Origin of the sequence: Ramlibacter sp. PS4R-6 (assembly GCF_037572775.1) — a bacterium.
Taxonomy (GTDB): domain Bacteria; phylum Pseudomonadota; class Gammaproteobacteria; order Burkholderiales; family Burkholderiaceae_C; genus Ramlibacter.
In genome coordinates this window covers 673,304-697,999 of record NZ_JBBHKA010000001.1, presented here as the reverse complement: position 1 = coordinate 697,999, position 24,696 = coordinate 673,304, and the positions used below count along the sequence as shown (strand labels likewise).

26 protein-coding genes are annotated in these 24,696 nt (G+C 69.7%); 10 read left to right on the top strand and 16 right to left on the bottom strand.

The window, feature by feature from the left end; genetic code table 11:
* The first annotated feature begins 9 nt into the window (after nucleotides 1–9).
* Nucleotides 10–927, top strand: a complete 918-nt coding sequence (locus WG903_RS03450; protein ID WP_340072814.1) for a ParB/RepB/Spo0J family partition protein — start codon at nucleotides 10–12, stop codon at nucleotides 925–927.
* Here the strand turns inward: WG903_RS03450 and WG903_RS03445 are convergent.
* The 3 genes from WG903_RS03445 to WG903_RS03435 form a co-directional block, all read right to left on the bottom strand.
* Nucleotides 917–2,341, bottom strand: coding sequence for an FAD-binding oxidoreductase (locus WG903_RS03445; protein ID WP_340072813.1), 1,425 nt, complete (start codon nucleotides 2,339–2,341; stop codon nucleotides 917–919). The two genes, WG903_RS03450 and WG903_RS03445, sit on opposite strands and share 11 nt — an antisense overlap.
* Before the next feature lie 61 nt (nucleotides 2,342–2,402).
* Nucleotides 2,403–2,723 carry an EF-hand domain-containing protein gene (locus tag WG903_RS03440; protein ID WP_340072812.1) on the bottom strand — a complete coding sequence of 107 codons (321 nt, stop codon included), beginning with the start codon at nucleotides 2,721–2,723 and terminating at the stop codon, nucleotides 2,403–2,405.
* Nucleotides 2,720–3,283, bottom strand: coding sequence for a hypothetical protein (locus WG903_RS03435; protein ID WP_340072811.1), 564 nt, complete (start codon nucleotides 3,281–3,283; stop codon nucleotides 2,720–2,722). The genes WG903_RS03440 and WG903_RS03435 overlap by 4 nt, the downstream gene beginning before the upstream one ends.
* A 104-nt stretch (nucleotides 3,284–3,387) precedes the next feature.
* Here WG903_RS03435 and WG903_RS03430 point away from each other — a divergent pair, with 104 nt between their 5' ends.
* The gene (locus tag WG903_RS03430; protein ID WP_340072810.1) at nucleotides 3,388–3,945 is read left to right on the top strand and encodes a cob(I)yrinic acid a,c-diamide adenosyltransferase; all 558 of its coding nucleotides are present in this window, start codon (nucleotides 3,388–3,390) and stop codon (nucleotides 3,943–3,945) included.
* Nucleotides 3,946–3,948: 3 nt separating this feature from the next.
* On the opposite strand, the gene WG903_RS03425 is transcribed toward WG903_RS03430, so the two are convergent.
* From WG903_RS03425 to WG903_RS03415, 3 genes are all read right to left on the bottom strand, one after another.
* Nucleotides 3,949–5,271 carry a solute carrier family 23 protein gene (locus WG903_RS03425; protein ID WP_340072809.1) on the bottom strand — a complete coding sequence of 441 codons (1,323 nt, stop codon included), beginning with the start codon at nucleotides 5,269–5,271 and terminating at the stop codon, nucleotides 3,949–3,951.
* Nucleotides 5,272–5,339: 68 nt separating this feature from the next.
* The gene (locus WG903_RS03420; RefSeq protein ID WP_340072807.1) at nucleotides 5,340–6,239 is read right to left on the bottom strand and encodes an alpha/beta fold hydrolase; all 900 of its coding nucleotides are present in this window, start codon (nucleotides 6,237–6,239) and stop codon (nucleotides 5,340–5,342) included.
* Nucleotides 6,240–6,427: 188 nt separating this feature from the next.
* Nucleotides 6,428–7,030 (bottom strand): TetR/AcrR family transcriptional regulator, encoded by a 603-nt coding sequence (locus WG903_RS03415; protein WP_340072806.1) that lies wholly within the window; start codon nucleotides 7,028–7,030, stop codon nucleotides 6,428–6,430.
* 54 nt (nucleotides 7,031–7,084) lie between these two features.
* On the opposite strand from WG903_RS03415, the gene WG903_RS03410 reads away from it, so the two are divergent.
* Both WG903_RS03410 and WG903_RS03405 read left to right on the top strand, forming a co-directional pair.
* Nucleotides 7,085–9,085, top strand: coding sequence for an acetoacetate--CoA ligase (locus WG903_RS03410; RefSeq protein WP_340072805.1), 2,001 nt, complete (start codon nucleotides 7,085–7,087; stop codon nucleotides 9,083–9,085).
* 58 nt (nucleotides 9,086–9,143) lie between these two features.
* Complete coding sequence (locus tag WG903_RS03405) at nucleotides 9,144–10,247, top strand: aromatic ring-hydroxylating dioxygenase subunit alpha (protein ID WP_340072804.1); 1,104 nt, start codon at nucleotides 9,144–9,146, stop codon at nucleotides 10,245–10,247.
* Here the strand turns inward: WG903_RS03405 and WG903_RS03400 are convergent.
* The 3 genes from WG903_RS03400 to WG903_RS03390 are packed head-to-tail and all read right to left on the bottom strand — an operon-like array spanning nucleotide 10,244 to nucleotide 12,119.
* Nucleotides 10,244–11,140 carry a DMT family transporter gene (locus tag WG903_RS03400; RefSeq protein ID WP_340072803.1) on the bottom strand — a complete coding sequence of 299 codons (897 nt, stop codon included), beginning with the start codon at nucleotides 11,138–11,140 and terminating at the stop codon, nucleotides 10,244–10,246. The genes WG903_RS03405 and WG903_RS03400 overlap by 4 nt on opposite strands.
* Before the next feature lie 18 nt (nucleotides 11,141–11,158).
* Entirely contained in the window at nucleotides 11,159–11,584 is a 426-nt protein-coding gene (locus tag WG903_RS03395) for a MarR family winged helix-turn-helix transcriptional regulator (RefSeq protein ID WP_340072802.1), read from the bottom strand.
* 1 nt (nucleotide 11,585) lies between these two features.
* On the bottom strand, nucleotides 11,586–12,119 hold the full coding sequence (locus WG903_RS03390) for a flavin reductase family protein (RefSeq protein WP_340072801.1): 534 nt from the start codon (nucleotides 12,117–12,119) through the stop codon (nucleotides 11,586–11,588).
* 27 nt (nucleotides 12,120–12,146) lie between these two features.
* On the opposite strand from WG903_RS03390, the gene WG903_RS03385 reads away from it, so the two are divergent.
* The 3 genes from WG903_RS03385 to WG903_RS03375 are packed head-to-tail and all read left to right on the top strand — an operon-like array spanning nucleotide 12,147 to nucleotide 15,234.
* Nucleotides 12,147–13,181 (top strand): peptidase M29, encoded by a 1,035-nt coding sequence (locus WG903_RS03385; RefSeq protein WP_340072800.1) that lies wholly within the window; start codon nucleotides 12,147–12,149, stop codon nucleotides 13,179–13,181.
* Nucleotides 13,178–13,963, top strand: a complete 786-nt coding sequence (locus WG903_RS03380; protein ID WP_340072799.1) for an alpha/beta fold hydrolase — start codon at nucleotides 13,178–13,180, stop codon at nucleotides 13,961–13,963. The genes WG903_RS03385 and WG903_RS03380 overlap by 4 nt, the downstream gene beginning before the upstream one ends.
* 14 nt (nucleotides 13,964–13,977) lie before the next feature.
* On the top strand, nucleotides 13,978–15,234 hold the full coding sequence (locus WG903_RS03375) for an acyl-CoA dehydrogenase family protein (protein ID WP_445263571.1): 1,257 nt from the start codon (nucleotides 13,978–13,980) through the stop codon (nucleotides 15,232–15,234).
* Nucleotides 15,235–15,237: 3 nt separating this feature from the next.
* Here WG903_RS03375 and WG903_RS03370 read toward each other — a convergent pair whose 3' ends face one another.
* On the bottom strand, nucleotides 15,238–16,569 hold the full coding sequence (locus tag WG903_RS03370; protein WP_340072798.1) for a D-amino acid dehydrogenase: 1,332 nt from the start codon (nucleotides 16,567–16,569) through the stop codon (nucleotides 15,238–15,240).
* An 84-nt stretch (nucleotides 16,570–16,653) separates the two neighbouring features.
* Between WG903_RS03370 and WG903_RS03365 the strand changes: the two genes are divergently transcribed.
* Nucleotides 16,654–17,568: a LysR family transcriptional regulator ArgP gene (locus tag WG903_RS03365; RefSeq protein WP_340072797.1), complete on the top strand. Its 915-nt coding sequence runs from the start codon at nucleotides 16,654–16,656 to the stop codon at nucleotides 17,566–17,568.
* 1 nt (nucleotide 17,569) lies between these two features.
* Here WG903_RS03365 and WG903_RS03360 read toward each other — a convergent pair whose 3' ends face one another.
* From WG903_RS03360 to WG903_RS03335, 6 genes are all read right to left on the bottom strand, one after another.
* Complete coding sequence (locus WG903_RS03360) at nucleotides 17,570–18,127, bottom strand: hypothetical protein (protein WP_340072795.1); 558 nt, start codon at nucleotides 18,125–18,127, stop codon at nucleotides 17,570–17,572.
* Between the two features lie 136 nt (nucleotides 18,128–18,263).
* Complete coding sequence (locus tag WG903_RS03355) at nucleotides 18,264–19,079, bottom strand: metallophosphoesterase (protein ID WP_340072794.1); 816 nt, start codon at nucleotides 19,077–19,079, stop codon at nucleotides 18,264–18,266.
* Nucleotides 19,080–19,116: 37 nt separating this feature from the next.
* Entirely contained in the window at nucleotides 19,117–19,536 is a 420-nt protein-coding gene (locus WG903_RS03350) for a globin family protein (RefSeq protein WP_340072793.1), read from the bottom strand.
* A gap of 179 nt (nucleotides 19,537–19,715) precedes the next feature.
* Nucleotides 19,716–21,074: a sigma 54-interacting transcriptional regulator gene (locus WG903_RS03345; RefSeq protein ID WP_340072792.1), complete on the bottom strand. Its 1,359-nt coding sequence runs from the start codon at nucleotides 21,072–21,074 to the stop codon at nucleotides 19,716–19,718.
* A gap of 1 nt (nucleotide 21,075) precedes the next feature.
* Complete coding sequence (locus WG903_RS03340) at nucleotides 21,076–22,998, bottom strand: PAS domain S-box protein (protein WP_340072791.1); 1,923 nt, start codon at nucleotides 22,996–22,998, stop codon at nucleotides 21,076–21,078.
* A gap of 16 nt (nucleotides 22,999–23,014) precedes the next feature.
* Nucleotides 23,015–23,977, bottom strand: a complete 963-nt coding sequence (locus WG903_RS03335) for a LysR family transcriptional regulator (RefSeq protein ID WP_340072790.1) — start codon at nucleotides 23,975–23,977, stop codon at nucleotides 23,015–23,017.
* 107 nt (nucleotides 23,978–24,084) lie between these two features.
* Between WG903_RS03335 and WG903_RS03330 the strand changes: the two genes are divergently transcribed.
* Both WG903_RS03330 and WG903_RS03325 read left to right on the top strand, forming a co-directional pair.
* A complete protein-coding gene (locus WG903_RS03330; protein ID WP_340072789.1) occupies nucleotides 24,085–24,528 on the top strand; it encodes a hypothetical protein in 444 nt (147 codons plus the stop codon).
* Nucleotides 24,529–24,539: 11 nt separating this feature from the next.
* A complete protein-coding gene (locus tag WG903_RS03325; protein WP_340072788.1) occupies nucleotides 24,540–24,680 on the top strand; it encodes a hypothetical protein in 141 nt (46 codons plus the stop codon).
* Nucleotides 24,681–24,696: the final 16 nt, after the last annotated feature.

The window sequence follows — 24,696 nt, the reverse complement described above, 5'->3', positions numbered from 1 at the left end:
TAGCAAAGAATGGTCACCAAGAAACCCAAGGGGCTGGGCCGCGGACTCGAGGCGCTGCTGGGCCCGACTGCCACCGCCCCCGCCGGCGACGCGCCCAACGCGGCGCCGGGCCTGCCCGCATCGCTGATGCTCACGGACATCGTGCCGGGGCAGTACCAGCCGCGCACGCGCATGGACGAAGGCGCGCTCTACGAGCTCGCGGAATCGATCAAGGCGCAGGGGATCATGCAGCCGATCCTCGTGCGCAAGCTGGGGCAGGGGGCGAACGCCGGCCGCTACGAAATCATCGCCGGCGAGCGGCGCTTCCGGGCCGCGAAGCTCGCGGGCCTGGACAGCGTGCCGGTGCTCGTGCGCGACGTGCCCGACGAGGCGGCCGCGGCGATGGCGCTGATCGAGAACATCCAGCGCGAGGACCTCAACCCGCTCGAGGAAGCCCATGGCCTGCAGCGGCTGGTCAAGGAGTTCGGGCTGACGCACGAACAGGCCGCGCAGGCGGTCGGCCGTTCACGCAGCGCGGCGAGCAACCTGCTGCGCCTGCTCAATCTCACCGACGCCGTGCAGACCATGCTGATGGCGGGCGACATCGAGATGGGTCATGCGCGTGCGCTGCTGGCGCTCGAGCGCGCCGCCCAAGTCACCGCGGCGAACCAGATCGCCGCGAAAAAACTGTCGGTGCGCGAGGCCGAGGCGCTGGTGAAGAAACTGAGCGCGGAGTTCACGCTCACCGCGCCCAAGCCCAAGGCCGAGAAGTCGCGCGACCTGCGCCGCGTCGAGGAAGAACTGTCGGACCTGCTCACGGCCGAAGTGGACGTGCGCGTGAAGAAGCGCGTCAAGCGCAACGGGCGTGTGGAGGAGACCGGCGAGGTCGCGATCCAGTTCTCGTCGCTGGAAGAACTGAACGGGTTGATCGACCGCCTCAGAGGCTGAAGATCTTCCCCGGGTTCATGATGTTCTTCGGGTCGAGCGCGCGCTTGACCGAACGCATCACGTCGACCGCGCCGGCGCCCGTCTCGGTCACGAGGAAGTCCATCTTGTGCAGGCCGACGCCGTGCTCGCCGGTGCACGTGCCCCCCAGGTTCAGCGCGCGCGTCACCAGGCTGTGATTGAGCTTTTCCGCCGTCTCGCGCTCCTTGGGATCGTGCGGGTCGAGCAGGTAGCCGAAGTGGAAATTGCCGTCGCCCACGTGTCCCACCAGGAAGTAGGGCAGCCCGCTGTCGTCGGCTTCCTGCACCGAGTCGAGCAGGCAATCGGCCAGGCGCGAGATCGGCACGCAGGTGTCGGTGGAGATCGCGCGGCAGCCGGGGCGCGACTGGATCGCGGCGAAGTAGGCGTTGTGCCGCGCCGTCCACAGGCGCGTGCGCTCCTCGGGCGTCGTCGCCCACTCGAAGGCCTCGCCGCCGAAGTCGGTAGCGATCTCCTGCACCGTCTCGGCCTGTTCCTTCACGCCGGCCGGCGAGCCGTGGAACTCCATCAGCAGCATCGGCTGCTCGCGCAGCGTCAGCTTGCTGTGCGCGTTCACCATGCGCACGGTGTTGTGGTCGATCAGTTCCACGCGCGCGATCGGCACGCCCAGCTGGATGACCTGGATGACGGTGCGCACCGCGGCCTCGATGCTCGGGAAGGAGCAGATCGCCGCCGACACCGCCTCGGGCAGCGGGTACAGGCGCAGCGTCACCTCCGTGATGACTCCCAGCGTGCCTTCGCTGCCGACGAACAGGCGCGTCAGGTCGTAGCCCGCGCTCGACTTCTTGGCGCGCGTGCCGGTGCGGATCACTTCGCCCGACGCCGTCACCACTTCCAGGGCCAGCACGTTCTCGCGCATGGTGCCGTAGCGCACGGCGTTCGTGCCGCTGGCGCGCGTTGCGCTCATGCCGCCAATCGTCGCGTCGGCGCCGGGGTCGATGGGGAAGAACAGGCCCATGCTCTTGATCTCCTCGTTGACCTGCTTGCGCGTGACGCCCGGCTGCACCGTGACCGTCAGGTCCTCGGCATTCACCGACAGCACCTTGTTCATGCGGCCCAGGTCGATGCTGATGCCGCCTTGCACCGCCAGCAGGTGGCCTTCGAGCGACGAGCCGACGCCGAAGGGAATGATGGGCGTGTCGTGCTGCGCCGCGAGCTTGACGGCATCGGCGACGTCCTGCGTGCTTTCGGCGAACACCACCGCCGCCGGCGGCGGGCACTCGAAGGAGGACTCGTCGCGGCCGTGCTGCTCGCGCACCGCCATCGCCGTGGAACAGTTCGCGCCGAAGCGCCGGGTGAGCGCGTCGAACAAGGCCTTGGGGACCTCGCGCTGGTGCACGTCGGGCACGAGGTGGGTGAGGGCGGTGGGCGCGTTCATGGGGCAGCTCCTGGGTGGCTGCCCAGTTTAGTTCTCGCGGCCCCCGGCCGCCATGCGGCTGCTACGGGGTGGCGAACGACGCCTGGTACTCGTCCAGCGTCAGCATCCCGTCCTTGTTGAGGTCCGCTTCCTCGAAGCTGCGCGGCATGATCGCCAGGCGCTGGGCTTCGGCGCGCGTGAGGCGGCCGTCGCCGTTGGCGTCAGCGAGCTGAAAGGCTTCACGCGCCTGCGCCGCCGTCCAGCGGTTCGACGGCAGGGGTTGCGTCAGCGGCGCCCCAACCGCCGGCGCCACCGCCGGCGGCACCGCGGCGGTTGCAGGCGTTTGCGCGAGGCCCGGCGTGGCCAGCCACGCTGCGCACAGCAGGGCGAGCAGCTGTTTCACCGGAACGCGTCGTCGTATTCGAAGCGCGACAGCATGCCGTCATGGTTGCGATCGAGCTCGTCGAACGGAACGGGCAGCATCAGCCGCTGGGCTTCGCTGCGCGACAGCTCGCCGTCGTGGTTCAGGTCGCTCTCGAGGAAGCCGCGCGCGATGTCGACCGCCGACAGCGGCCCGCGCGCGTAGCCTGCGGCGCCCATGGCGTTCGTGCCGCCTGCGGCGGCCACCGGCGCCGCGCCGTACACGGCGCCGCCGCCACCACCGCCGACGTAGGTCTGGGCGATGCCGGCGTCGATCGCGGGACTGCCGGGCGCGGTGCCCGGCGAAGCCACATTGGGCGTGCCGGGGGGCGTCAGGCTCGCCGGTGTCGGCGGCGTCAACCCCGCGGGCACGGGCGATGCCAGCCCGGCCGGGTTGGGCAGCCCGAGGGTCGCGACGCCGGCCGCCGGCGCCTGGCGCGTGGGTTGCGGGACGGACGTGATGCGCCGCATCTGCGCATCGGCGGTCGTGGCCAGCAGCGCGAGAGCCGCCGCGGCCAAGGTGAGGAAAGGACGTGTCTGCATGGTCTGCTCCTCATCGCATGGTCCGGCTGGGCGGCGGGTCCTTCTCGCCGCGAATGCCGCCTGTTGGTGTAGGACCATCGCGACGGTTCGGGGACAATGGCGCCATGGGAAAACGGCTGACGCAGATCGCCACGCGCACCGGGGACGACGGCACCACCGGCCTGGGCGACAACACGCGCGTGGGCAAGGACAGCCTGCGCGTGCACGCCATGGGCGACGTGGACGAGCTCAATTCGCACATCGGCCTGCTGCTATGCGAGCAATTGCCCGCCGAGGTGCGCGAGCTGCTCGTCGAGATCCAGCACCAGCTCTTCAACCTGGGCGGCGAGCTGTCCATTCCCGGTTTTGAATTGCTGAAGCACGAGGCGGTGGCGGCGCTCGATGCCGCGCTCGCCGCGCACAACGCGCGCCTGCCCAAGCTCGAGGAGTTCATCTTGCCGGCCGGCAACCGCGCGGCGTCGCAGGCGCATGTGTGCCGCACCGTCGCCCGCCGCGCCGAGCGCGCCGTTGTCTCACTGGGCAAGGCCGAAGCCGTGCGCGACACGCCGCGCCACTACCTCAACCGCCTGAGCGACCTGATGTTCGTGCTGGCGCGCGTGCTCAATCGCGCCGACGGCGGCGACGACGTGTACTGGAAGAGCGAGCGCCTGGCTCGCTCCTGACGCTCAGGTCGCGTCGGCCGGCGCCGCCCGCGCCGCCGGCTCGTTGCCGCGATTGAGCAGCGCATACAGGATGATCGCGCCGAAGGTGGCGGTGCCGATGCCGCCCAGCTTGAAGCCGCCGAAGGCCAGCGTGAAGTCGCCCGTGCCCAGCACCAGCGTGATCGCGGCGACGATCAGGTTGCGGTTCTGCGAGAAGTCGACGCGGTTGTCGACCCAGATCTTCGCGCCCGCGGCGGCGATCAGGCCGAACACCACGATCGACACGCCGCCCATCACCGGCAGCGGGATGGCCTGGATCACCGCGCCGAACTTCGGCGAGAAACCGAGCACGATGGCGAAGGCAGCGGCAAACACGAACGCCGCCGTCGAATAGATCTTGGTCGCCGCCATCACGCCGATGTTCTCGGCATAGGTCGTCACGCCGGTGCCGCCGACGCCGCCGCTCAGCACGGTGGCGATGCCGTCGCCCATGAAGGCGCGGCCCATGTACTGGTCGAGGTTGCGCCCCGTCATCGCGGTGACGGCCTTGATGTGGCCGAGGTTCTCGGCCACCAGGATGACCGCGACCGGCGCGATCAGCAGCATGGCGGCGGGATCGAACACCGGCGAGGAGAACGCGGGCGCGCCGAACCATGCCGCGTTGGCGATGCCCGACAGGTCCATCGGCTTGCCCAGTCCCATGCCGTTGGCGAGGACCGCGTAGACGATGCTGGCGATGACCAGGCCAACCAGGATCAGCAGGCGCTGCACCATGCCGCGCGTGAAGACGGCGACCAGGCCCACGCAGACGAAGGTGACGGCCTGCATCCACGAGTCGAAGTTGCTCGCGGCCATGTTCTTCACGGGGATGCCGGCCAGGTTCAGGCCGATCACCGCGACGACCGCGCCCGTGACCACCGGCGGCATCAGGCGCTCGATCCAGCCCGAGCCGACCGAATGCACGACGGCGCCGATGATGGCGTAGACGATGCCGCACGCGATGATGCCGCCCAGCGCGACGCCGATGTTGGCGTTGGCCCCCTTGCCGGCGTACGCGGTGGCCGCGATCACGACGCCGATGAAGGCGAAGCTGGAGCCGAGGTAGCTGGGCACCTTGCCGCCGGTGATCAGGAAGAACACCAGCGTGCCGATGCCGCTCATGAGGATGGCGATGTTGGGGTCGAACCCCATGAGGATGGGCGCGAGCACGGTGGCGCCGAACATCGCGATCACGTGCTGCACGCCCATCGCCGCGGTCTGCGGCCACGGCAGCCGCTCGTCGGGCGCGATCACGCCGCCTTGCTGCAGCACGTCGGCGGGCCGCTGTGTCCAGTCGAAGAATCCCATGCGCCTCACTCCTGGTTTTGAAAGTGTGGCGATGCTAGGGGCTGGGCCCCGCGCGCGCAAGCGCGCCCTCAGGCGACGAAGATCGCGACCTCGCCGATGACCCCGGCGTCCTTGAGGATCTTGCGGTGGCCCAGGCCTTCCGTCGCGGACAGCTTCGACTCGCGGATGGCTTGAGCGTAGGCCTGGCCGTCGGGAAAGCGGTTGATGCTGTCGCCGCGGTCGTGCACCACGAGTGTCGGCACGCGGATGCGCGAGCCCACGGCAGCGGGTTCGAACTGCGGCATCAGGATGCCTTCGCGCGCCTCGATGCGCCGCTGCATCGCGGCGCGCGTGCCTTCGGACAGGCCGAAGACCTGTGCGAAGAGGCGCGTGTATTCGGGCGGCGAAGCCGCGGGCGCGATCAGCACCACGCGCTGCACCGGCAGGCCGCGCGCCGTGACGAAGGCACTCGCGGTGGCGCCGAGCGAGTGGGCGACCAGCGCGCGCACCACGAAGCCCTGCTGCTGCAGCCGCGCAACGACGTACTCGATGGCGCGTGCGAACTGCGGCAAGGTGCTGGCGCCGCCCCGGCTCGCGCCATGCGCCGGCATCTCCAGCAGCACGGGGCGCAGTCCCTGCGCCGCGATGCTCTCGGCCAGCGGCAGCATCTGCGCTGCGTGGCCGCCCCAGCCGTGCACCAGCAGCACGACGGGCGCATGCGGCGCCACCACGGGCGAATACACCGTGACGCTCGCATCCTCGAAGGGCCACGACTCGGCGCGCCAGTCCTTCTGCCAGCTGCCGCGGCGGTGCAGCCACTTGGGCGGCAGCGGCGTGAGGAACAGGCGCGTGGCCATGCGCACGGCGAGCGCCGGCCACATGCGTTCGGCCGCGGCGAGCCCCATGCGGAACGCACGGATGCCGGGACTGGCCTGGTAGAAGGTCGACGTCGCCTGCACGGCGCTGCGCGTGGTCACCTGCGCGCCCATCAGAAGTACACCATGTCGTCGTTGGAACGCGGCAGGTCGCGCCAGGAACGCGCGGCGGCGAAAGCGCCGCGCACGGCGGCGTAGGCCAGGGCGATGATGAGGACGGTCAGCATGACAATCTCCTTTTTTCGCACGGGTGTGCGAATTTGGGTCGAGCGCGGTGGAAGGAAGTCATCGCGTCTCGGGGTTCAGGAACGGTAGGTGGCCAGCAGGCGCTGCCAGCTCGCGCGGGTGCGCTCGGGGGCGCGACCGTCGCGCAGGAAGCGCACGTCGTGCACCAGGCCCAGCACCAGGCCGTACATCTCGGCGACCAGCTGCTCGGGATCGGTGTCGGCCTTCAGGTGGCCTTCCTCGACGGCCTGCAGCACGCTGCGGCGCAGCGCGGCGCGCCAGCGCGTCACTTCGGCGTGCAGCAGGTCGCGCAGCGGCCCTTCGCGGTCGTCGAACTCGAAAGCGCCGGCCGAGAAGATGCAGGCCGTGTGCGAATCGACGTCGCGCGTGCGCACGATCCAGCGCTGCATGATGTCGTCCAGGCGCGGCAGGCCCTTGGGCAACTGCATCGCCGGCACGAAGACGTCGCCGATGAAGCGGCGGCCGAATTCCTCGACCACGGCTTTCTGCAGCGCCTCGCGCGAGCCGACGCGCGAGAACACGCCGCTCTTGGACAGGCCGATGCGGTCGGCCACTGCCTGCAGCGTGATGGCCTCCAGCCCCTCGAAGGACGCGAGGTCCAGCGCCGCGCCGACGATCGCGGCGCGGGTCAGTTCGCTCTTCTGGGTCCGGGCATCCATGCGCCTAATTTAGCACAGTCGTGCGAAATTGCAAGCACCCCTAAGCTTTGGCCCATGAAGTCCCCCGTTCCCCAGATCCGGCTGTTCCAGGACTGGCTGAAACACCAGCGCGGCCTGGCCTTCCCCGGCTACGACGCGCTGTGGCGCTGGTCGGTCGACGACCTGACCGCGTTCTGGCAGGCCGTCTGGGACTACTTCCAGCTGCAGTCACCCACGCCGCATCGTGCCGTGCTGGCCGACGAGACCATGCCGGGCACGCGCTGGTTTGAGGGCGCGCAGGTCAATTACGCGCAACAGGTGTTCCGCCATGTCGATGCCGCGCACGCCGCCGGCCTGCCCGCCGTCGTCAGCCGCAACGAGAAGGGCGACGCGCGTGAGCTGTCGTGGCCGGAGTTGAAGCGCCAGTCGGCGGCCCTGGCCGTCCACCTGAAGGAGCAGGGCCTGCAGCGCGGGGACCGCGTAGCCGCGTACCTGCCCAACGTGCCCGAAGCCATCGTCGCCTTCCTCGCCGTCACGAGCCTGGGCGGCGTGTGGAGCATCTGCGCGCCCGACATGGGGACGAACGCGGTGCTCGACCGATTCCGTCAGATCGAGCCCAAAGTGCTGATCGCGTGCGACGGCGTGACGTATGGCGGCCGCGACTTCGACCGCACCGCCGTGGTCGCGGAACTGCGCGCGGCCCTGCCATCGGTGACACACGTCGTCCTGCATCGCAACCTCGGCATCGATGCCGCGAAGTTGCAGCCCTTCGCAGATCTCGGTGAAGTGCTGCGTCGCGACGACGCGACCGTGCGTGCCTTCGAACCCGAGTGGCTGCCGTTCGACCACCCGGTGTGGATCGTCTATTCGAGCGGGACGACGGGCCTGCCCAAGCCCATCGTGCACGGGCAGGGCGGCATCCTGCTGGTGATGCTGGCGCACCTGGTCCTGCACAGCGACGTCGGCTGCAGCTACGCGCCGAACACCTTCGGCGAACGCTTCCACTGGTACAGCTCCACGGGCTGGGTGATGTGGAACGCGCAGATGGCGGGGTTGTTGAACGGCACGACCTGCTGCATCTACGACGGCAACCCCGGCGGCTCGCGCGAGCGCCCCGACTGGACGACGCTGTGGCGTTTCGGCGCGGAAGTCGGCGCGACCTTCTTTGGTGCCGGCGCGGCGTTCTTCGCGAACTGCATGAAGGCGGGCATCGACCTGGCGGCCTGTGGCGACCTGTCGAAGGTGCGCGCACTCGGCACGACCGGCTCGCCCCTGTCGGAAGACGTGCAGCAATGGGTGAACGGCCAGTTCGCGCGCATCGGCAAGCCGGGCATGTGGTGGTCCAACATCTCGGGCGGCACCGACTTCGCCGGCGCCTTCATCGGCGGCAACCGCGAGCTGCCCCTCGTGCCCGGCGAGATGCAGTGCCGCCTGCTCGGCTGCGCGGTCGAAGCCTGGAACGAGGCGGGCGAGCCCGTCGTCGGCGAAGTGGGCGAGCTGGTGTGCACGAAGCCGATCCCGTCCATGCCGCTGTACTTCTGGGGCGACGACGGCAACAAGCGCTACATCGCTTCCTACTTCGACATGTACCCCGGCGTCTGGCGGCATGGCGACTGGCTGAAGGTGACGGAGCGCGGCTCCTGCGTCATCTACGGCCGCAGCGACGCGACCATCAACCGTCACGGCCTGCGCATGGGCACCAGCGAGCTGTACCGCGCGGTCGAGGCGATACCGGAGGTGCTCGACTCGATGGTGGTGGACCTCGAGTTCCTCGGCCGCGACAGCTGGATGCCGCTGTTCGTCGTGCTGCGCGAAGGCCACGCGCTCGACGACACCATGCGCGCGCGCATCAACGGCGCGATCCGGGATGCCGTGTCGCCGCGCTTCGTGCCGGACCAGCTCTACCAGGTGCCGGAGATTCCGCGCACGCTCACCGGCAAGAAGCAGGAACTGCCGGTGAAGAAGCTGCTGCTGGGCCAGCCGATCGAGAAGGTGGTCAACCGCGACGCGATGGCCAACCCGGCGGCGATGGACTGGTACGTGGAACTGGCGCGCCAGCGCAACGCGGCCGGCTGAGCCCGCCATGGGGTTGCAGCGGATTGAATCGGGGCCGCCCGGGTATTAGCATGCTTCCATGTTCCTGAAGAATTGCTGGTACGTGGCCTGCTGGGACCACGAACTGGTCGACGGCCGCATGCTGGCGCGCACGCTTCTGGAGGAGCCGGTGCTCCTCTACAAGGGCGAGAGCGGGCGCGTGGTCGCGCTGCGCGACCGCTGCTGCCACCGCGGCGCGCCGCTGTCCATCGGCCGGCGCGAGGGCGATTGCGTGCGCTGCATGTACCACGGCCTGAAATTCGACCCGTCGGGCAAGTGCATCCAGATCCCGGGCCAGGAGACCATCCCGGCCAAGCTCGGCGTGCGCAGCTTTCCCGTCGTCGAAAAGGACCACCTGGTGTGGATCTGGATGGGGGATGCCGACAAGGCCGACCCGGCGCTGATCGTCGACTACCCCTACCTGCGCGATCCGCAGTGGAAGGGCATCCCCGAGTACATGCACTACGACGCCAACTGGCTGCTGATCGTCGACAACCTGTCGGACTTCGCGCACCTGGCTTTCGTGCACACGCATACGCTGGGCGGCTCGGAGGAGTACGCGTACAAGACGAAGCCGGTGGCGGTCGAGCGCCTGGACGACGGCTTCCGTGTCGAGCGCTGGCACATGGACGCCGCGCCGCCGCCCTTCCACAGGAAGGTGCTGCCCGCGGACGAGAAGGACCGGCACGTCGACCGCCGCAACATTGGCCGCATGCTGGTGCCCGGCATCTTCTTCCTGGAGTCGATGTTCTCGCCGGCCGGCAGCGGCAGCGAGCGCGGCAACCGCGAAGGCACGCGCGAATACCGCAACTGCCAGTTCATGACGCCCGAGACGCGGCGCACCACGCACTTCTTCTTCGTCTACCTGAACAACTTCGAGGGCAGCGACGCCAACGTGTCGCGCTCGCTGCGCGACAGCCTGATCGAAGGTTTCATGGAGGACAAGCACATCATCGAGCACCAGCAGAAGGTGCTGGACACCGATGCGGCTTTCCGCATGCAGGCGATCGCAGCCGACGCGGCGCTGTCGCACTTCCGCCTGACCCTGTCCAAGCGGATCGCCGCCGAGCAGGAAGAGGAGGCGAAGCGCGTTCCCGCCGAGAAGGAGCCCGTGCGCCCGCACGAGCTGCTGCTGCGTTTCTAGGCCTTGCGCCGGTTCACCAGCACGATGCCGGCGGCGACGCCGACGAGCGCCAGCACGAGCTGCGTCGTGAGCGGCTCGTGCAGCAGCGCCACGCCGAACACCAGCGCGAACACCGGCGTGAGGAAGGTGAACGAGGCCATCTGCGTCGCAGGGTAGTGCCGCAGCAGCCACATCCAGGCGAGGTAGCTGGCGAAGGCGCCGATGACGGTCTGCGCCGCGATCGAGCCCCAGGCATAGGTCGAGTACGACAGCGACCAGGATTCGCCGAGCGCCAGCGACAGGAAGGGCGCGACCACGGCGGTCACCGCCACCTGGTAGAAGAGCGTCTTTTCCGCCGAGATCGTCGCCATCTTCGTCGCGCGGATGACGATGGTGGTCAGGCCCCACAGCGTGCCCGCGGCGAGCGCCAGGGCATCGCCGCGCAGCTGGCGCGCGGTGGTCTCGCCGTGGAAGCCCTCGCTGAACGCCAGCGCCACCGCGGCGAATGCGATGACCAGGCCGACCCACTGGATGCGTGACAGCGTCTCGGCCTTCGAGATGCGCGGCATGAGGATCGCCACCACGAAGGGCGAGGTGTAGAGGAACACCGTCAGCCGCGAGGCGGTGGTGTCGCGCAGGCCCAGGTAGATGCAGGTGAATTCGGCGGCGAACAGCACGCCGGCGAGCAAGCCGCCGGGCAGGCTGCCGTCTCGGTCGAACAGCTTCACGCCGCGCAGCGCGCACCAGATGCCCAGCAGCACCGTCGCGCCGAAGAAGCGGATGGAGGCCTGCCACAGTGGCGGCACCTCGACCACGGTGGTCTTGATCAGGAGCTGCTGCAGGCCCCAGAACAGGCAGCAGGCGATGAGGAGGGACACCGCGAGCGTGTCGAGGTGGGCTTTGCGTTCGACCATGCGGCCGATGTTAGCTTGCTACCGGCCGGCGATCTTCGTCAGGAGCTTCTTCAGCGCGACCTTCTCGGAAGCGCCCAGCGCGTTGAGTTTCGCCGTCTCGTGGGCGCGCGCGCGGGTGACGAGCGGCTTGACGAGGCGCCGCCCGGCGGCCGTGACGGTCACCAGCGTGCGCCGCTGGTCCGACGGGTCCGCGAGCAGCGCCACCCATCCCTGGTCCGTCATGCGCTGGACCAGCTTGGTCACCGTCGGCTGTTTCGACAGCACCTCGTGCGCCAGCTGGCTCACCGTGAGCGGCTCGCCGTCGTGCAGCGTCGCCAGCACGCGCCATTCGATCGAGCTCAGGCCGGCGGCGCGCACGTGCGCGTCGAACTCCTTGTACAGCGCATGGTTGGCCTGCCCGAGGAGGTAGCCGAGGTAGTCGTCGATGAAGCGCGGCTCGGCCACTTCAGAAGGGGTGTTCCGTGTAGTAGCGCCCGCCGTGGAACAGCAGCGGCGAGGCGCCGGCGCGCCAGCTGCAACGCTCGACCTCGCCGACGAAGATCACGTGGTCGCCTTCCTCGTAGCGGCTGCGGTTGAAGCACTCGAAGGTGGCGGCGGCGCCCTCGATCAGCGGCGCGCCGCCCAGGCCGTCGGCGAACTGCACGCCCTTCCAGCGGTCGGCGCCCTTGGTGGCGAAGCGCTCGGCCAGCAGCTTCTGGTCCTTGGCGAGGATGTTGATCGCGTAGTGCGAGCCCGCGCGAAACACCGGCAGCGAGCCGGCGGCCTGCGCCAGGCTCCACAGCACCAGCGGCGGGTCCAGCGACACGGAGTTGAACGAGTTGGCCGTCAGCCCGATGACCGATCCGTCGGCCGCGCGCGCCGTGACGATGGTCACGCCGGTCGCGAACATGCCCAGCGCGCTGCGGAACTCCTGCGCGGAGAAGGCCGGCGGCTGCGCTTTGCGGGGCGGGCTCACGAGTCTGATTGCATGAATATTCATGTATTATGCTCCCAAAGCAGGACATCCATGGCGCAGCTGACACTCGAAGCCGACTGGCTCGCCGCCTTCGAGGCGGTGCTGGCCCGCTGCGCCCTGCGTGCCGGCGATACGGTGGCCGTCCTTTGCGAAACGCAAAGCCGGCCGGAACTGGTGCACCTCGCCCGCCTGGCCGCCGCCCGGATGGGCTGCCGCACCTTCACGATCGAAGTCCCCACACCCCACGAAAGCGGGCCGCCCGTGCGCTCCACCGGCGCCAGCACGGCCTTGCAGCGGATCGAACCCGTCGTCTCGGCGCTCGCCGCCTCCACCCTGGTCCTCGACTGCACGGTCGAAGGCCTGATGCATGCCCCCGAGCTGCCGGCCATCCTGAAAGGCGGCGCCCGCGTGCTCTACGTGAGCAACGAGCACCCCGAGGCGCTGGCGCGCCTGGTGCCCGCCGATGGGCTGGAGCCGCTGGTGAAGGACCACGTGAAACGTCTGCGTGCTGCCAAGAAGATGCACGTTACCTCGGCGGCCGGCACGGATCTCGCCATCCGGCTCGAAGGAGCTACCTGCGGGGGCAATTGGGGCTATACGACGCGCCCGGGCACGATGACCCACTGGCCGGGCGGTCTGGCGCTGGCCTTCCCCGCGGCTGGGAGCGTCGGCGGCACGCTCGTGCTCGCGCCCGGCGACGTCAACCTCACCTTCAAGCGCTACATCGAGCGCCCCGTCACGCTTCGCATCGAGGACGACTACGTCACGCGCATCGAGGGCGACGGCGTCGATGCCGAGCTCATGCGCAGCTACATCGCGGCCTGGGGCGACCGCGAAGCGTACGCGGTCAGCCACGTCGGCTACGGCCTGAACGCCGCGGCGCGCTGGGACAGCATGGCGCTGTACGACAAGCGCGACTTCAACGGCACCGAGCTGCGCGCCTTCGCCGGCAACTTCCTCTACAGCACCGGCGCGAACGAGGTCGCGGGCCGCCACACGCGTGGCCACTTCGACCTGCCGCTGCGCGGCTGCACCATCGCGCTGGACGGGCAGGTCGTCGTCGACGCCGGGCGCGTGCTGCCATGAACACACCCAACTTCACCGTCCTCGGCGGCGGCCCCACGGTGCTGATGCTGCATGGCGTCGGCGGCGGGCACCTGGCTTTCGCGCCGCAGGTCGAGACGCTGGCCTCGCAGGGCTATCGCGCCGTTGCCTGGGACATGCCCGGCTACGGCCACAGCGCTCCGATCGAGCCCTACACCTTCAAAGGCCTGGCGGAAAGCTGCATCCACCTGATCGAGGCGCTGAAGTGCGAGAACGTCGCGCTGGTCGGCCACAGCATGGGCGGCATGGTGGCGCAGGAGGTGGTGGTGCGCCGCCCGGACCTGGTGAGCAAGCTGGTGCTGTGTGGCACCACGGCGTCCTTCGGCAAGCCCGACGGCGACTGGCAGCGCGAGTTCATCGCGCAGCGCACCGCGCCGCTGGATGCCGGCAAGAGCATGGCCGAGCTCGCCGAGATCCTGGTGCCGCAGATGGTCGGCCCCGGTTCCCTGCCCGAGGGCGTGAAGCTCGCCACGCACTGCATGTCGCTGGTGCCGCAGGCGACTTATCGGCGCGCGCTGGAGGCGCTCCTCACCTTCGACCGCCGCGCCAACCTGCCGAACATCGCCGTGCCCACGCTGGTCGTTGCCGGCGAGCACGACAAGAACGCGCCCCCGGCCACCATGAAGAAGATGGCCGACGCGATCCCGCGCAGCACCTTCATCGAGATGCGCGGCATCGGCCACCTGCAGAACCTGGAAGCGCCGGACGAGTTCGACGGCTTCCTGCTGAATTTCCTCGCGATGCCGCGCGAGCTCTTGCACTGAAGGAGACGCGAGCCATGGACGCCTTGCCCACCCTGGGTTTCACGCCCGCCGTCGGCGACCTGCCGTTCACCGCGGAGCAGCGCTCGCTGCTGTCGCTGGCCAACGAACTCGGGCGCACGAAGTTCGGGCCGCGCGCGGCGCAATGGGACCGTGAAGCGAGCTTCCCCTTCGCCAACTACGACGACCTGCGCACGAGCGGCCTGCTCGGCATCTGCGTGCCCAAGGCCAGCGGCGGCCTGGGCGCCGACTACGCCACCTACATGATGGCGGGCGCCGAGATCGGGCGCTTCTGCGGCGCCACCGCGCTCACGTGGAACATGCACGTGTCGTCGACGATGTGGACCGGTGTGCTCGCCGACGGCATCCCGATGACGCCCGAGCAGCGTGCCGAGCACCAGCGCCGCCGCGAGATCCACTTCGCGCGCGTCGTGAAGGACGGCGCGATCTACGCGCAACCGTTCTCCGAAGGCAGCGCCGCCGCGGCGGGCCGCGCCCCCTTCGGCACGACGGCGCGCAAGGTCGACGGCGGCTGGGTCGTGAACGGGCGCAAGATCTTCGCGTCGCTCTCCGGCGCGGCGAACTACTACGGCGTGCTCTGCACCGAGGACAAGGGCGACGCCCACCCCGACACGCGCGACACCTTGTACCTCGCGGTCCCGGCGACGAGCGAGGGCTTCGCGATCTCGGGCGACTGGGACCCGCTGGGCATGCGCGGCACCGTCAGCCGCAACCTCACGTTCAAGGACGTGTTCGTCGGCGACGACGAACAGCTCATGCCGCGCGGCGTCTACTTCAAGGGTGCGCAGACCTGGCCGGCGATGTTCTTCACGCTGGCGCCCACCTACCTGGGCATCGCCAACGCCGCGTACGACTTCACCGTGAGCTACCTGCGCGGCGAAGTCCCGGGCGAGCCGCCCGTGAAGCGCCGCATGTACCCGACCAAGCAGGTCGCGGTGGCGCAGATGCGCATCCAGCTGGAGACGATGCGCTCGATCTTCGTGCGCGCGATCCAGGAAGCCGCGCCCAATCCGTCGAAGGACGTGCGCATGCGCCTGTATGCCGCGCAGTACACGGTGATGGAAGGCGCCAACGACATCTGCCGGCTGGCCATCCGCACCTGCGGCGGCCAGAGCATGATGAAACACCTGCCGCTGGAGCGGCTGTACCGCGACAGCCGCTGCGGCTCGCTGATGCTGCCGTGGACGGCCGAGCTGGTGCTGGACCGGATGGGACGCGAGACGCTCTACGAGCCCGGCGAGCGCGACGACTGAGCGTCAGGCCGCCTGCGGCGTCAGGCGGCGTTCGGCGGCGGGCACGCCGTAGAAGTCGAAATCGAACGCCATCTGCGGCCGCTCGCCGCTGATCAGTTCCGCCATCGCCTTGCCCGAGCCCGCACCATGGGTCCAGCCCAGCGTGCCGTGGCCGGCATTGACCCACAGCTTGCCGACGCGCGTGCGGCCGATGTAGGGGATGTTGGTCGGCGTCGCGGGGCGCAGGCCGGTCCAGTAGCGCGGGTTGCCGCCTTCCTCGTCGCTGCGCGTGTCGCACACGCCGGGCAGCACGCGCTCGATGCGCTCGCTCAGCATGCGGCAGCGCGCCTTGGCGATGGGCGTGTCGAGCGACAGGTCGTAGCCGGCCAGCTCGATGGTGCCGGCGACGCGCAGTTCATTGCCGAAGCGGCTCATCGCGATCTTCATCTCGTCGTCGATCGTGCTCACGAAGGGCGCCAGTTCCGGCTTCAGGATCGGGAAGGTGGCGCTGTAACCCTTGCCAGGGTAGATCGGCAGGTCCACGCCCACCGTGCGCAGCAGCGGCGCGGTGTAGGAGCCGCAGGCCACCACGAAGGCGTCGGCCTGCAGGCGGCTCACCTGGCCGGTGTCGCGCTCGTGCACGTGCACGGCGGCGATCTCGCCGGCGCGCTTTTCCAGCGTGACGATGTCGTGCCCGAACAGGAATTGCGCGCCGCGCGCGGCGGTGCGCTCGGCCAGCTGCTCGGTGAACGTGCGTGCGTCGCCGCTCTCGTCGCTGGCGGTGTAGGTGCCGCCGGTGATGCGGTCGGCGAAGGAACGGAAGGCCGGCTCGATCTTCAGCAGCTCGTCGCGCGACACCACCTTGCGCTGCACGCCGTAGCGCTGCATCAGCGCGGCGGCCTGGCCCGCGTCCTCGAAAGACTTCTGGTCGGTGAAGTAGTGGGCGATGCCGCGCTCGAGGCGCTTGTACTCGATGCCGGTGGACCGAACCACTTCGCGCAGCGCGGCGTGGCTGTAGGCGCCCAGCGCCACCAGCTGCTTGACGTTGCGCTCGAAGGCCGCGTCGTTGCACTGCGCCAGGAACTCCAGGCCCCAGCGCCACTGCTGCCAGTCCATCTGCGGCCGGAACAGCAGCGGCGCGTCATGGCGGAACATCCACTTCACCAGCTTGGCCGGCGCGTGGCGGTTGGCCCAGGGCTCGCAGTAGCTGACCGAGATCTGGCCGGCGTTGGCGAAGCTGGTTTCACGGGCGGCGGCAGGCTGGCGCTCGACCACGGTGACTTCGTGGCCGCGTTCGCGCAGGTGCCAGGCGGTGCTGGTGCCGATGATCCCGGCGCCGAAGACGATGACTCTCATGCCCGAAGTGTCCCAAGCTTGCGCCGGAAACAAAAGCAAAATTAAACTCTCGCCTGTAACATCAATCTGGCTAATGGAGCGCCCGTGAGCACCTTCGACCCCGCCGCCCTGGAGTGTCTGGCCGCCATCGTGGAGGAGGGCGGCTTCGAGCGCGCGGCCCAGCGGCTGTCGATCACGCAGTCGGCCGTGTCGCAGCGGCTGCGCTCGCTGGAGGCGCAGGTGGGCACCGTGCTGATCGTGCGCAGCCGGCCGCTGCGCCCGACGCCCGCGGGGCAGCTGCTGATCAAGCACACGAAGCAGCTGAGGCTGTTGCGGGCCGACCTCGACCACGAGCTCAAGGAGCTGGCGCCCAGTTCGACCGGCGGCGCGCGCGAGGACGAGCGCATCTCCCTTGCGATCAACGCCGACAGCATCGCCACCTGGGCGCTGCCCGCGCTCGATGCGCTGGCGCGCGAGGGCCTGCCGCTGGAGGTGATCGCCGACGACCAGGACTTCACGCAGGAGTGGCTGCGCGAAGGCCAGGTGCTGGGCTGCGTGACCACGCTCAAGCAGGCGCTGCGCGGCTGCAAGGTGGTGCCGCTCGGCGCGATGCGCTACATCGCCGTCGCGCAGCCGGACTATGCGCGCGACAAGCTCGGCGAAGGGCTCACGCCGCACAACTTCCGCGACGTCTCCTTCATCGCCTTCAACCGCAAGGACGACATGCAGCGCGAGTTCGTCGCCAAGGCCTTCGGGCTCAAGCGCGTGGCCGTGAACCAGGTCTTCGTGCCCAGCTCCGAAGGGCAGGTGCGCGCGGTGCTGTCAGGCTGGGGGGTGAGCGTGGTGCCCGAGCTGCTGGTGCGCGGCCTGATGCAGCAGGGGCGGCTGGTGGACGCCGCACCGGGCCACTCGGTGCCGGTGCAGCTGTACTGGCATTGCTGGAACCTCGAAAGCGAGGTGCTCGATGCCTTGACGACCGCGCTCACGCAGGCGGCGCGCGCGCAACTCGGCGCGAAGTGATTCAGTCGCTGCGGGCCAGCAGCGTTTCGCGCAGGGCCTGGGCCTTGGCTTCGTCGTACGCGCCCTCGGCCCGCGCGAGCACGCGGCCGTTGCGGTCGACGACGAGGACCGCGGCGTGCTCCGTGCCGGACACGCCGGCGGCGCGCGCGAAGGCTTCCCGGTTGGTGAACACGGGCACGAGGCGCGCGCGCTCGGAGGCTTGCGGGTAACGCGCCAGCAGGCGCTTCTCGGCTTCGCTGCGCGCGACGTCGCTGCCGGGATCGTTCAGCACGGACAGGCGGAACCAGAAGATCGCCGAGTCGGCCTCGAGCTTCATGCCGTGCACCCAGCTCTGGACTTCCTCGCGCTGGTGCTTGGTGTACGCCACCAGCGCGAGCGAACGCTCGGCAGGCAGCTGGAAGGGCAGGATGAAAGGCTGCTGGTCGAGGCGCTTCGCACTGATGGTGGGCAGGCGCCCCATCACGTTCACCTCGTCCGGTGCGGCGAAGGCCAGCGCAAGGGCAACGCCGGCCGCGCCCAGCCAGGCGAGTGTCGGGGTCCAGTTGCTTGTTGTTTTCATCGTGGCCTCCATGCGTGTGCAGTGTTCCACAGCGAGCTCGCCGTAACGCTTCCTGCTTGTAAAGACCCGGGGGGCATTGTTGGCGGAAGTAACGCGGGCGTTGGAAATCCCACGCAAGATACGCGCCGGTTCCGCGTTACGCAGTGAGATCGATCACGAACTGCGCGCGAAATCCTTCCTGCTCTCCCTTGGCCGCATAGCCGAGGGTGTTGGCAACGATGCGGCAGCCGCGCTCGACGTGGTCCTGCTGGCAGTGCAGGTGGCCGTGCAGCCAGCAGTCAGCTTTCTCCAGCCACGCATCGAGCGAATTGCAGAAACCCGCGGTGCCCGGCGTCAGGCCGTAGCGCGGGTCGGCGCTGCCGAGGGTCGGCGCGAAGTGCGTGACCACCACGGTGGTGCCGTCGAAGGGCCGATCCAGTGCGTCGCGCAGCCACGCCTGGCACACCAGCGCCTGTTCGCGCCAACCCGGTGCCAGCCACAGCTCGCCGCCGCGCGTGGTCGCTGCCTTCTGCAGGTAGTAGTTGGCCGCGCGGTAGGCCTTGGCGCGCTTGCGTTCCACGCGCAGCGGATGAGCACGGTCCTCATCCGTGACGAAGGCGTCGAAGTCCGCCCACAGCGTCGTGCCGATGAAGCGGATGCCGCCGCGCACCAGCACCTCGCGTTCCAGCCAGGCGATGCCCAGCCGCTCGCAGGTCTCGCGCAGGCGCGCGTGCGTGGCGTCGAAATCGAGGTTGTCGTACTCGTGGTTGCCCGGCACGTACAGCACCTCGCACGGCCAGCCGTGGCGCGGCGAAAAGCGCGCCAGGCCGAAATCGTCGTCGGCCAGGCGGCTGCCCCGCTGGTAGGAGCCGATGTCGCCGGCGAGGACCAGGAGGTCGGCGCCGGGCGCGGGAGTCGGCTGGAAGTCAGGCTGCGTTTCGAGGTGCAGGTCCGACATCAACTGGATCTTCACCCGCCCGATTGTGGCGGACGGGCGAAGGCGCGCGCGCTCAGGCGGGCTGCGCTTCCATCGCGCCGAGCTGCATCACCTCGGACAGCAGGCCGTAGGCGGCAGCCCACGCGTCGCGCACTTCGGGCGTGAAGTCGTCCTCCAGGCCCTGCTCCAGCGTCCACAGCAGCGCATCGCCGACGGTGGCGTAGTGCTCGGTCTTCACGCCGTACTTCACGTGGCGCGCACCCAGCTGGCGCACGACGGGCGACAGCGCCTCGAGGTTGCGCAGGCCGTTCACGGCGGCGCCGATCATGCTCATGAGCATGGCGCCCTGCTTGCCCATGTCGTTGCGGAACATGCCGCGCAGGCTCGGGTCGAGCACGAACAGGCGCGCGTAGAACATCTCCGCCGCGGCGGACGCGATCGGCTTGACCTGCGCGAAGGTTTTCTGGACGAGGTCGATCTGGTGCGGGGTCATGGCGAGGTGCCTCCTTGGAAAGTGCTGCATGCGTTTCCAAGTTCCGTGCCAGAAGTGCGCCCCAGTGAAATCAAGGACTTGCGCGCGCGGCGCGGGCGCGCTTGTCGGGATGCGCCGACACCTTCCGCGGGCGCCTGCGTCTTTCAGGGGCAAGGACGCGTGTCGGCGAATCCCGACAGCTATTCCGCCTTGAACGCCGCCGCCTGCAGCTGGTGGCGCGCCAGCAGCGCGTAGAAGTCGGTGCGGTTGCGGCGCGCGAGCCGCGCGGCTTCCGCGGCGTTGCCGGCGGTGAGCTTGAGCAGCTGCACGAGGTAGTCCCGCTCGAAGTCGCGCCGCGCTTCGTCCAGCGGCTGCACGCCTTCGGCCTCGCTTGCGAGCGCACGCCGCGCCAATCCTTCGTCGATGAGCGTGCCGCTGCACAGCACGACGCACTGCTCCACCGTGTTCTGCAGCTGCCGTACGTTGCCGGGCCACGAAGCCTGCGTGAAGAGTTCCAGCACGCCGGGCGCGAAGCCCGCGACGTTCTTGCCGTGGCGCTGCGACAGCGTGGCGGCGAAGTGCTGCGCCAGCAGCGCGATGTCTTCGCGCCGCTCCGCCAGCGCCGGCAGCGACAGGCCCACGACGTTCAGGCGGTAGTACAAGTCCGAGCGGAAGCGCCCCGCCGCCGCCTCCTCGGCCAGCTTGCGGTGCGAGGCGCTGACCACGCGCACGTCGACCCTGGCGCTGCGCTCGCTGCCCACGGGGCGCACCTCGCGCTCCTGCAGCACGCGCAGCAGCTTCACCTGCGCGGAGGCGGGCAGTTCGGCGACTTCGTCGAGGAACAGCGTGCCGCCGTTGGCCTCGGCGACGAGGCCCGTGCGGTCGCGCGAGGCGCCGGTGAACGCGCCCTTCACGTGGCCGAACAGCTCCGACTCGACCAGGTTCTCGGGAATGGCGCCGCAATTGATGGCGACGAAGTTACGCGCCGCGCGCGGGCTGGCCGCATGGATGGCGCGCGCCAGCAGTTCCTTGCCGGTGCCGCTGGCGCCATGGATCACGACCGAGGCGTCGGTGGCGGCGACCATGCGCGCCTCGGCCAGCACCTGCTGCAGGCGCGGGCTGCGCGTGAGGATCGCCTCGCGCCACGCGCCTTGCGCGGCATCGCCTTCGTCCACCGGCACGTCGGCGCCGAGCGCGCGCGAGGCCGCCAGCGCCCGCTCGACCTCGGCCAGCAGCTCGCGCGCCTCGAAAGGCTTGGGCAGGTAGCCGAACACGCCACGCTGCAGCGCCTTCACCGCGTCGGGGATGGTGCCGTGCGCCGTCAGCATCACGACCGGCAGCAGGGGGTGGCGGCGGTGGACGGCTTCGAACAGCTGCAGGCCGTCCATGCCGCCCATGCGCAGGTCGGTGACCAGCAGCTCCGGCAACTCGCGGTCGAGCAGCGCCAGCGCCGCCTCGCCGCTGGCCGCCTGCAGCACCTCGTGGCCCTCGCCTTCCAGGCGCATCTGCAGCAGCCGCAGCAGCGTGGGGTCGTCGTCGACGATCAGGATGCGGGCCATGTCAGTTCGCCACCGGCGCGTGCACGTCGACGTGGAAGGTGGCGCCGCGGCCGACGTCGCTGTCGACCTCGATGGTGCCGCGGTGCAACTCCACGCACTGCTTGACGATGTGCAGGCCGATGCCGGTGCCCTGGATGTTGCCGACGTTGGTGCCGCGGTGGAAGCTCTCGAACAGGAGCGGCAGGTCCGCCGCGGGGATGCCGATGCCCTGGTCGGTCACGCGGAAGCGCAGGCGCTCGCCTTCGGCGCTGGCGCTGCAGGTCACGGCGCTGTCGGGCGGCGAGTACTTCAGCGCGTTGCCCAGCAGGTTCACCAGGATGTGGCCGAGCAGCTTGGCGTCCACCAGGCGCGGCGCGTCCATGCCGTCGCAGCGCACGGAGATGCGCGCGGCCTGCGTGTGGGCCTGGTCCATCTCGGCCACCACCTGCACCAGCAGGTCGGGGATGCTGCGCGGCTGCGGCTCGAAGGCGAAGCGCCCGGACTCCATGCGCGCGGTCATCAGCACCTGCTCGATCATCTTGTTCATGCGCGCCACCGCGGCCTTGACCAGGCCCACGACCTCCTTGCGCTCGCCGTCGGGCAGGCGCGCGCCGTAGTCGTCGAGCAGCTCGATGGACGACAGGATCGCGGCCAGCGGCGTGCGGAACTCGTGCGAGGCGACGGCGACGAAGCGCGACTTCAGCTCCGACAGCTGGCGCTCGCGCTCCAGCGCGGCCTGCATCTCCTGCTCGATGAGCCTGCGCTCGGTCACGTCGCTCAGGAAGTTCAGCGTGGCCGGCGCGTTCTGCCACTCGATCACGACGCCGCTCGTCTCCAGCCAGCGCACCTCGCCGCTGCGGTGGATCACGCGGAACTGGTAGCGGCTCTCGACGTTCTCGCCGCGCAGGCGGCGGATGTGGTTGTTGGCAACCAGCTCGCGGTCGTCGGGATGGATGTACTCGATGAACGGGCGGGTGAGCGCCGTCGCCTCGTCGGTGCCCGACAGCGCCAACGCCTTCGGGTTGGCATAGAGGATCTTGCCGGCGGCGGTGACGAGGATGCCCTCGTTCACGTTCTCCACCACCTTGCGGTACTTCGCCTCCGACTCGGCCAGCGCCCGCTCGGCGCCCTTGCGCCGCGAGATGTCGCGGATGAAGGAGCTGAAGGTGCAGCCGTCGTCGGTGCGCACCGGCCACACCGACAGCTCCGCGTCGAACTCCTCGCCGTTGCGGCGCAGCGCGGTGGTCTCCACGCGCCGGTTGAAGATGCGCCCTTCGCCGCCCTGCAGGTAGTTCTGGATGCCGGCCATGTGCTGCGCGCGGTGCGCCGGCGGGATGATCACGTGCGCCAGGTCGCGCCCCAGCACCTCCGCGCGGCGCCAGCCGAAGATGCGCTCGGCGGAGGCGTTCCAGTCGACGATGTTGCTGGCCTCGTCGATCGTGATCACCGCGTCGTTGGCGGTGGCGATCAGGGCCTCCAGGCGCTGCGTGGCGTCGCTCAGGTTGCGCTCGGCATCGGCGCGGCGCGACATCTCGGCGCGCAGCTGCGCGGTGGTGTCGAACTGCCAGGAGACGTCGCGCGCGATGTAGGTGATCCAGTCCTCGCCGGTGGCCGCGCGCGTGCGGAAGGCGCGCTCGCGCAGGCGCGCGGTGCGCGCCGGCAGGATGCCCGACGCCGGCAGGTTCACCTGGTAGTCCTCCACGTAAGGCGTGTCCAGGAGCGACTCGCGGGCGCGCTGCAGCCGCTCGCGGTCGGCGGGCGCCACGTAGGCCATGAGCGTGTCGGCCGCCGCGCGCGCGCCCCAGAAGCGCTCGAACGCGGGATTGGCGTAGACGATGTGGCCGGTGCGCGTGTCGCGCACCCACAGCATTTCCTCGATCGCCTGCGCCATCTGCGCGAGCCACTCCCCGGGGGGAATGGTGGCGATGGCGGCGGCTGGGCTCATGCGCCGAGCATAGCCATCAGCCCGGTTTACCGAAAGCCTTCTGCGCCGACGCGGCGATCGCCAGCCGCAGCCACGCGTGGTCGCTGCGCTGGCTCGCGCGGCGGTGCCACAGCGCGTCGACGTGCACCGGCGGCACCTCGAACGGCAGCTCGCGCAGCACGAGCTGGTCGGCGATGCCGGTCACGCGCACGAAGTGGCTTGGAAGCACCGTGAGCAGGTCCGAGGTGGACACCACCCGCCCCGCGGTGAAGAACTGGTTGACCGTCAGCACCACGCGGCGCTTGAGGCCCAGAGACGCCAGCGCCTCGTCGACGAAGCCGAAAGGCCGGCCCGAGAAGCTCACCAGCAGGTGGTGCGCCGCGCAGTAGCGCTTGAGCGTGAGCGGCCCGCGCGCGAGCGGGTGCCCTTCGCGCATCACGCACACGTAGCGGCCGTCGTACAGGCGCTGGTGGTCGAACGCCGCCATGCCGCCCTGCTGCGCCTGCGCGGTCAGGTCGGCCAGCACGGCCGGGAAGAAGCCCACGGCCAGGTCGATCTGGCCTTCGTCCAGCAGGCGCCGCGGGTCGCGCGTGGTCAGGGGCAGCACGCGCACGGTGACGCCCGGCGCGTCGCGCTCGATGATCTCCACCATGCCCGGCATCAGCTCCGCGCCGGTGGCGTCCGCCATCGCCAGCACGAAGGTGTTGTTCGCCTCGGAGGCGACGAAGTCGCCCGGGGTGATCGACGCCTCCAGCTGGCGCAGCGCGTCGGCGATCGACGGCCACAGCGCGAGCGCGCGCGGCGTCGGTTCGACGCCGTAGCCGCTGCGGGTCACCAGCTGGTCCCCCAGCTGTTCGCGCAGGCGGCTGAGCGCGTTGCTCACGGCCGGCTGGGTCATCGCCAGGTTGCGCGCCGCCCGCGTCAGGTTGCGCTCGGCCATCACCTGGTCGAAGACCCGCAGCAGGTTCAGGTCGAGGTTGCGGAAATTGGCGGGCCTCATACGTTTTGTGAATGGTTCACATCACCAATCTAAATTGGAAATATATCAGGGTTGACCCTAGTATTGCATCACCCGCCAAAGGGCGGGCTCTCACAAGGAGGAAAGAGATGACCACCAGTTTCGCCCACACCAACTACCCGACCCGCCACCCCGGTGTCGAACGCGCCGCCCGCGTCGCCGACGGCTTCAAGGCCTTCGCCCGCGCCTTCGACGGCACCCGCGCCACGGCCAGCCTGCTGCTCGCCGCGATCGTCTCGGCCCTGCTCGTGGTTGCCAACCAGGTGGTCGACACCTGGACCGAAGGCCACCTGCTGGCCGCATGGATCGTCATGTGGGCCGTGGCCTTCGCCGCGCTGGCGCTGTTCGCCGCGCCAGCCGCCAGCGCCGCGCGCGCCGTACGCAACGGCTACGCAGCCTGGCGCAAGGATGCGATCCAGCGCCACCACGACGAGCAGTTCTGGCAAGCCGCGCTGAAGGACGCGCGCATCATGGCCGACATCAGCCGCGCGATGAGCGCCTCGGCCATGCGCGACGTCAAGGCGTACTACTGAAAGACGCCGCCATGGGCGCCCTCGCGATCACGCGCTGGGTGACGGTGGCGGTGCGCTGGATCCCGGCGCCGCTGCATCGCGCGCTCGACGCGTGGTCGCGGCAGCTGGCCACCCGGCGGCGCCTCAAGCGCCTCGCCCGTCAACCCCGCTGAACAAGGCAAAAGAGCC

Coding starts and splice junctions, on each gene's coding strand:
- WG903_RS03435 (WP_340072811.1), bottom strand. CDS start 3,283: ATGCAGACACGTCCTTTCCTCACCTTGGCCGCGGCGGCTCTCGCGCTG.
- WG903_RS03405 (WP_340072804.1), top strand. CDS start 9,144: ATGTTCCTGAAGAATTGCTGGTACGTGGCCTGCTGGGACCACGAACTG.
- WG903_RS03430 (WP_340072810.1), top strand. CDS start 3,388: ATGGGAAAACGGCTGACGCAGATCGCCACGCGCACCGGGGACGACGGC.
- WG903_RS03415 (WP_340072806.1), bottom strand. CDS start 7,030: ATGGATGCCCGGACCCAGAAGAGCGAACTGACCCGCGCCGCGATCGTC.
- WG903_RS03410 (WP_340072805.1), top strand. CDS start 7,085: ATGAAGTCCCCCGTTCCCCAGATCCGGCTGTTCCAGGACTGGCTGAAA.
- WG903_RS03340 (WP_340072791.1), bottom strand. CDS start 22,998: ATGAGCCCAGCCGCCGCCATCGCCACCATTCCCCCCGGGGAGTGGCTC.
- WG903_RS03450 (WP_340072814.1), top strand. CDS start 10: ATGGTCACCAAGAAACCCAAGGGGCTGGGCCGCGGACTCGAGGCGCTG.
- WG903_RS03370 (WP_340072798.1), bottom strand. CDS start 16,569: ATGAGAGTCATCGTCTTCGGCGCCGGGATCATCGGCACCAGCACCGCC.
- WG903_RS03420 (WP_340072807.1), bottom strand. CDS start 6,239: ATGGGCGCGCAGGTGACCACGCGCAGCGCCGTGCAGGCGACGTCGACC.
- WG903_RS03345 (WP_340072792.1), bottom strand. CDS start 21,074: ATGGCCCGCATCCTGATCGTCGACGACGACCCCACGCTGCTGCGGCTG.
- WG903_RS03425 (WP_340072809.1), bottom strand. CDS start 5,271: ATGGGATTCTTCGACTGGACACAGCGGCCCGCCGACGTGCTGCAGCAA.
- WG903_RS03380 (WP_340072799.1), top strand. CDS start 13,178: ATGAACACACCCAACTTCACCGTCCTCGGCGGCGGCCCCACGGTGCTG.
- WG903_RS03335 (WP_340072790.1), bottom strand. CDS start 23,977: ATGAGGCCCGCCAATTTCCGCAACCTCGACCTGAACCTGCTGCGGGTC.
- WG903_RS03375 (WP_445263571.1), top strand. CDS start 13,978: ATGGACGCCTTGCCCACCCTGGGTTTCACGCCCGCCGTCGGCGACCTG.
- WG903_RS03445 (WP_340072813.1), bottom strand. CDS start 2,341: ATGAACGCGCCCACCGCCCTCACCCACCTCGTGCCCGACGTGCACCAG.
- WG903_RS03330 (WP_340072789.1), top strand. CDS start 24,085: ATGACCACCAGTTTCGCCCACACCAACTACCCGACCCGCCACCCCGGT.
- WG903_RS03385 (WP_340072800.1), top strand. CDS start 12,147: ATGGCGCAGCTGACACTCGAAGCCGACTGGCTCGCCGCCTTCGAGGCG.
- WG903_RS03360 (WP_340072795.1), bottom strand. CDS start 18,127: ATGAAAACAACAAGCAACTGGACCCCGACACTCGCCTGGCTGGGCGCG.
- WG903_RS03390 (WP_340072801.1), bottom strand. CDS start 12,119: ATGAATATTCATGCAATCAGACTCGTGAGCCCGCCCCGCAAAGCGCAG.
- WG903_RS03325 (WP_340072788.1), top strand. CDS start 24,540: ATGGGCGCCCTCGCGATCACGCGCTGGGTGACGGTGGCGGTGCGCTGG.
- WG903_RS03400 (WP_340072803.1), bottom strand. CDS start 11,140: ATGGTCGAACGCAAAGCCCACCTCGACACGCTCGCGGTGTCCCTCCTC.
- WG903_RS03350 (WP_340072793.1), bottom strand. CDS start 19,536: ATGACCCCGCACCAGATCGACCTCGTCCAGAAAACCTTCGCGCAGGTC.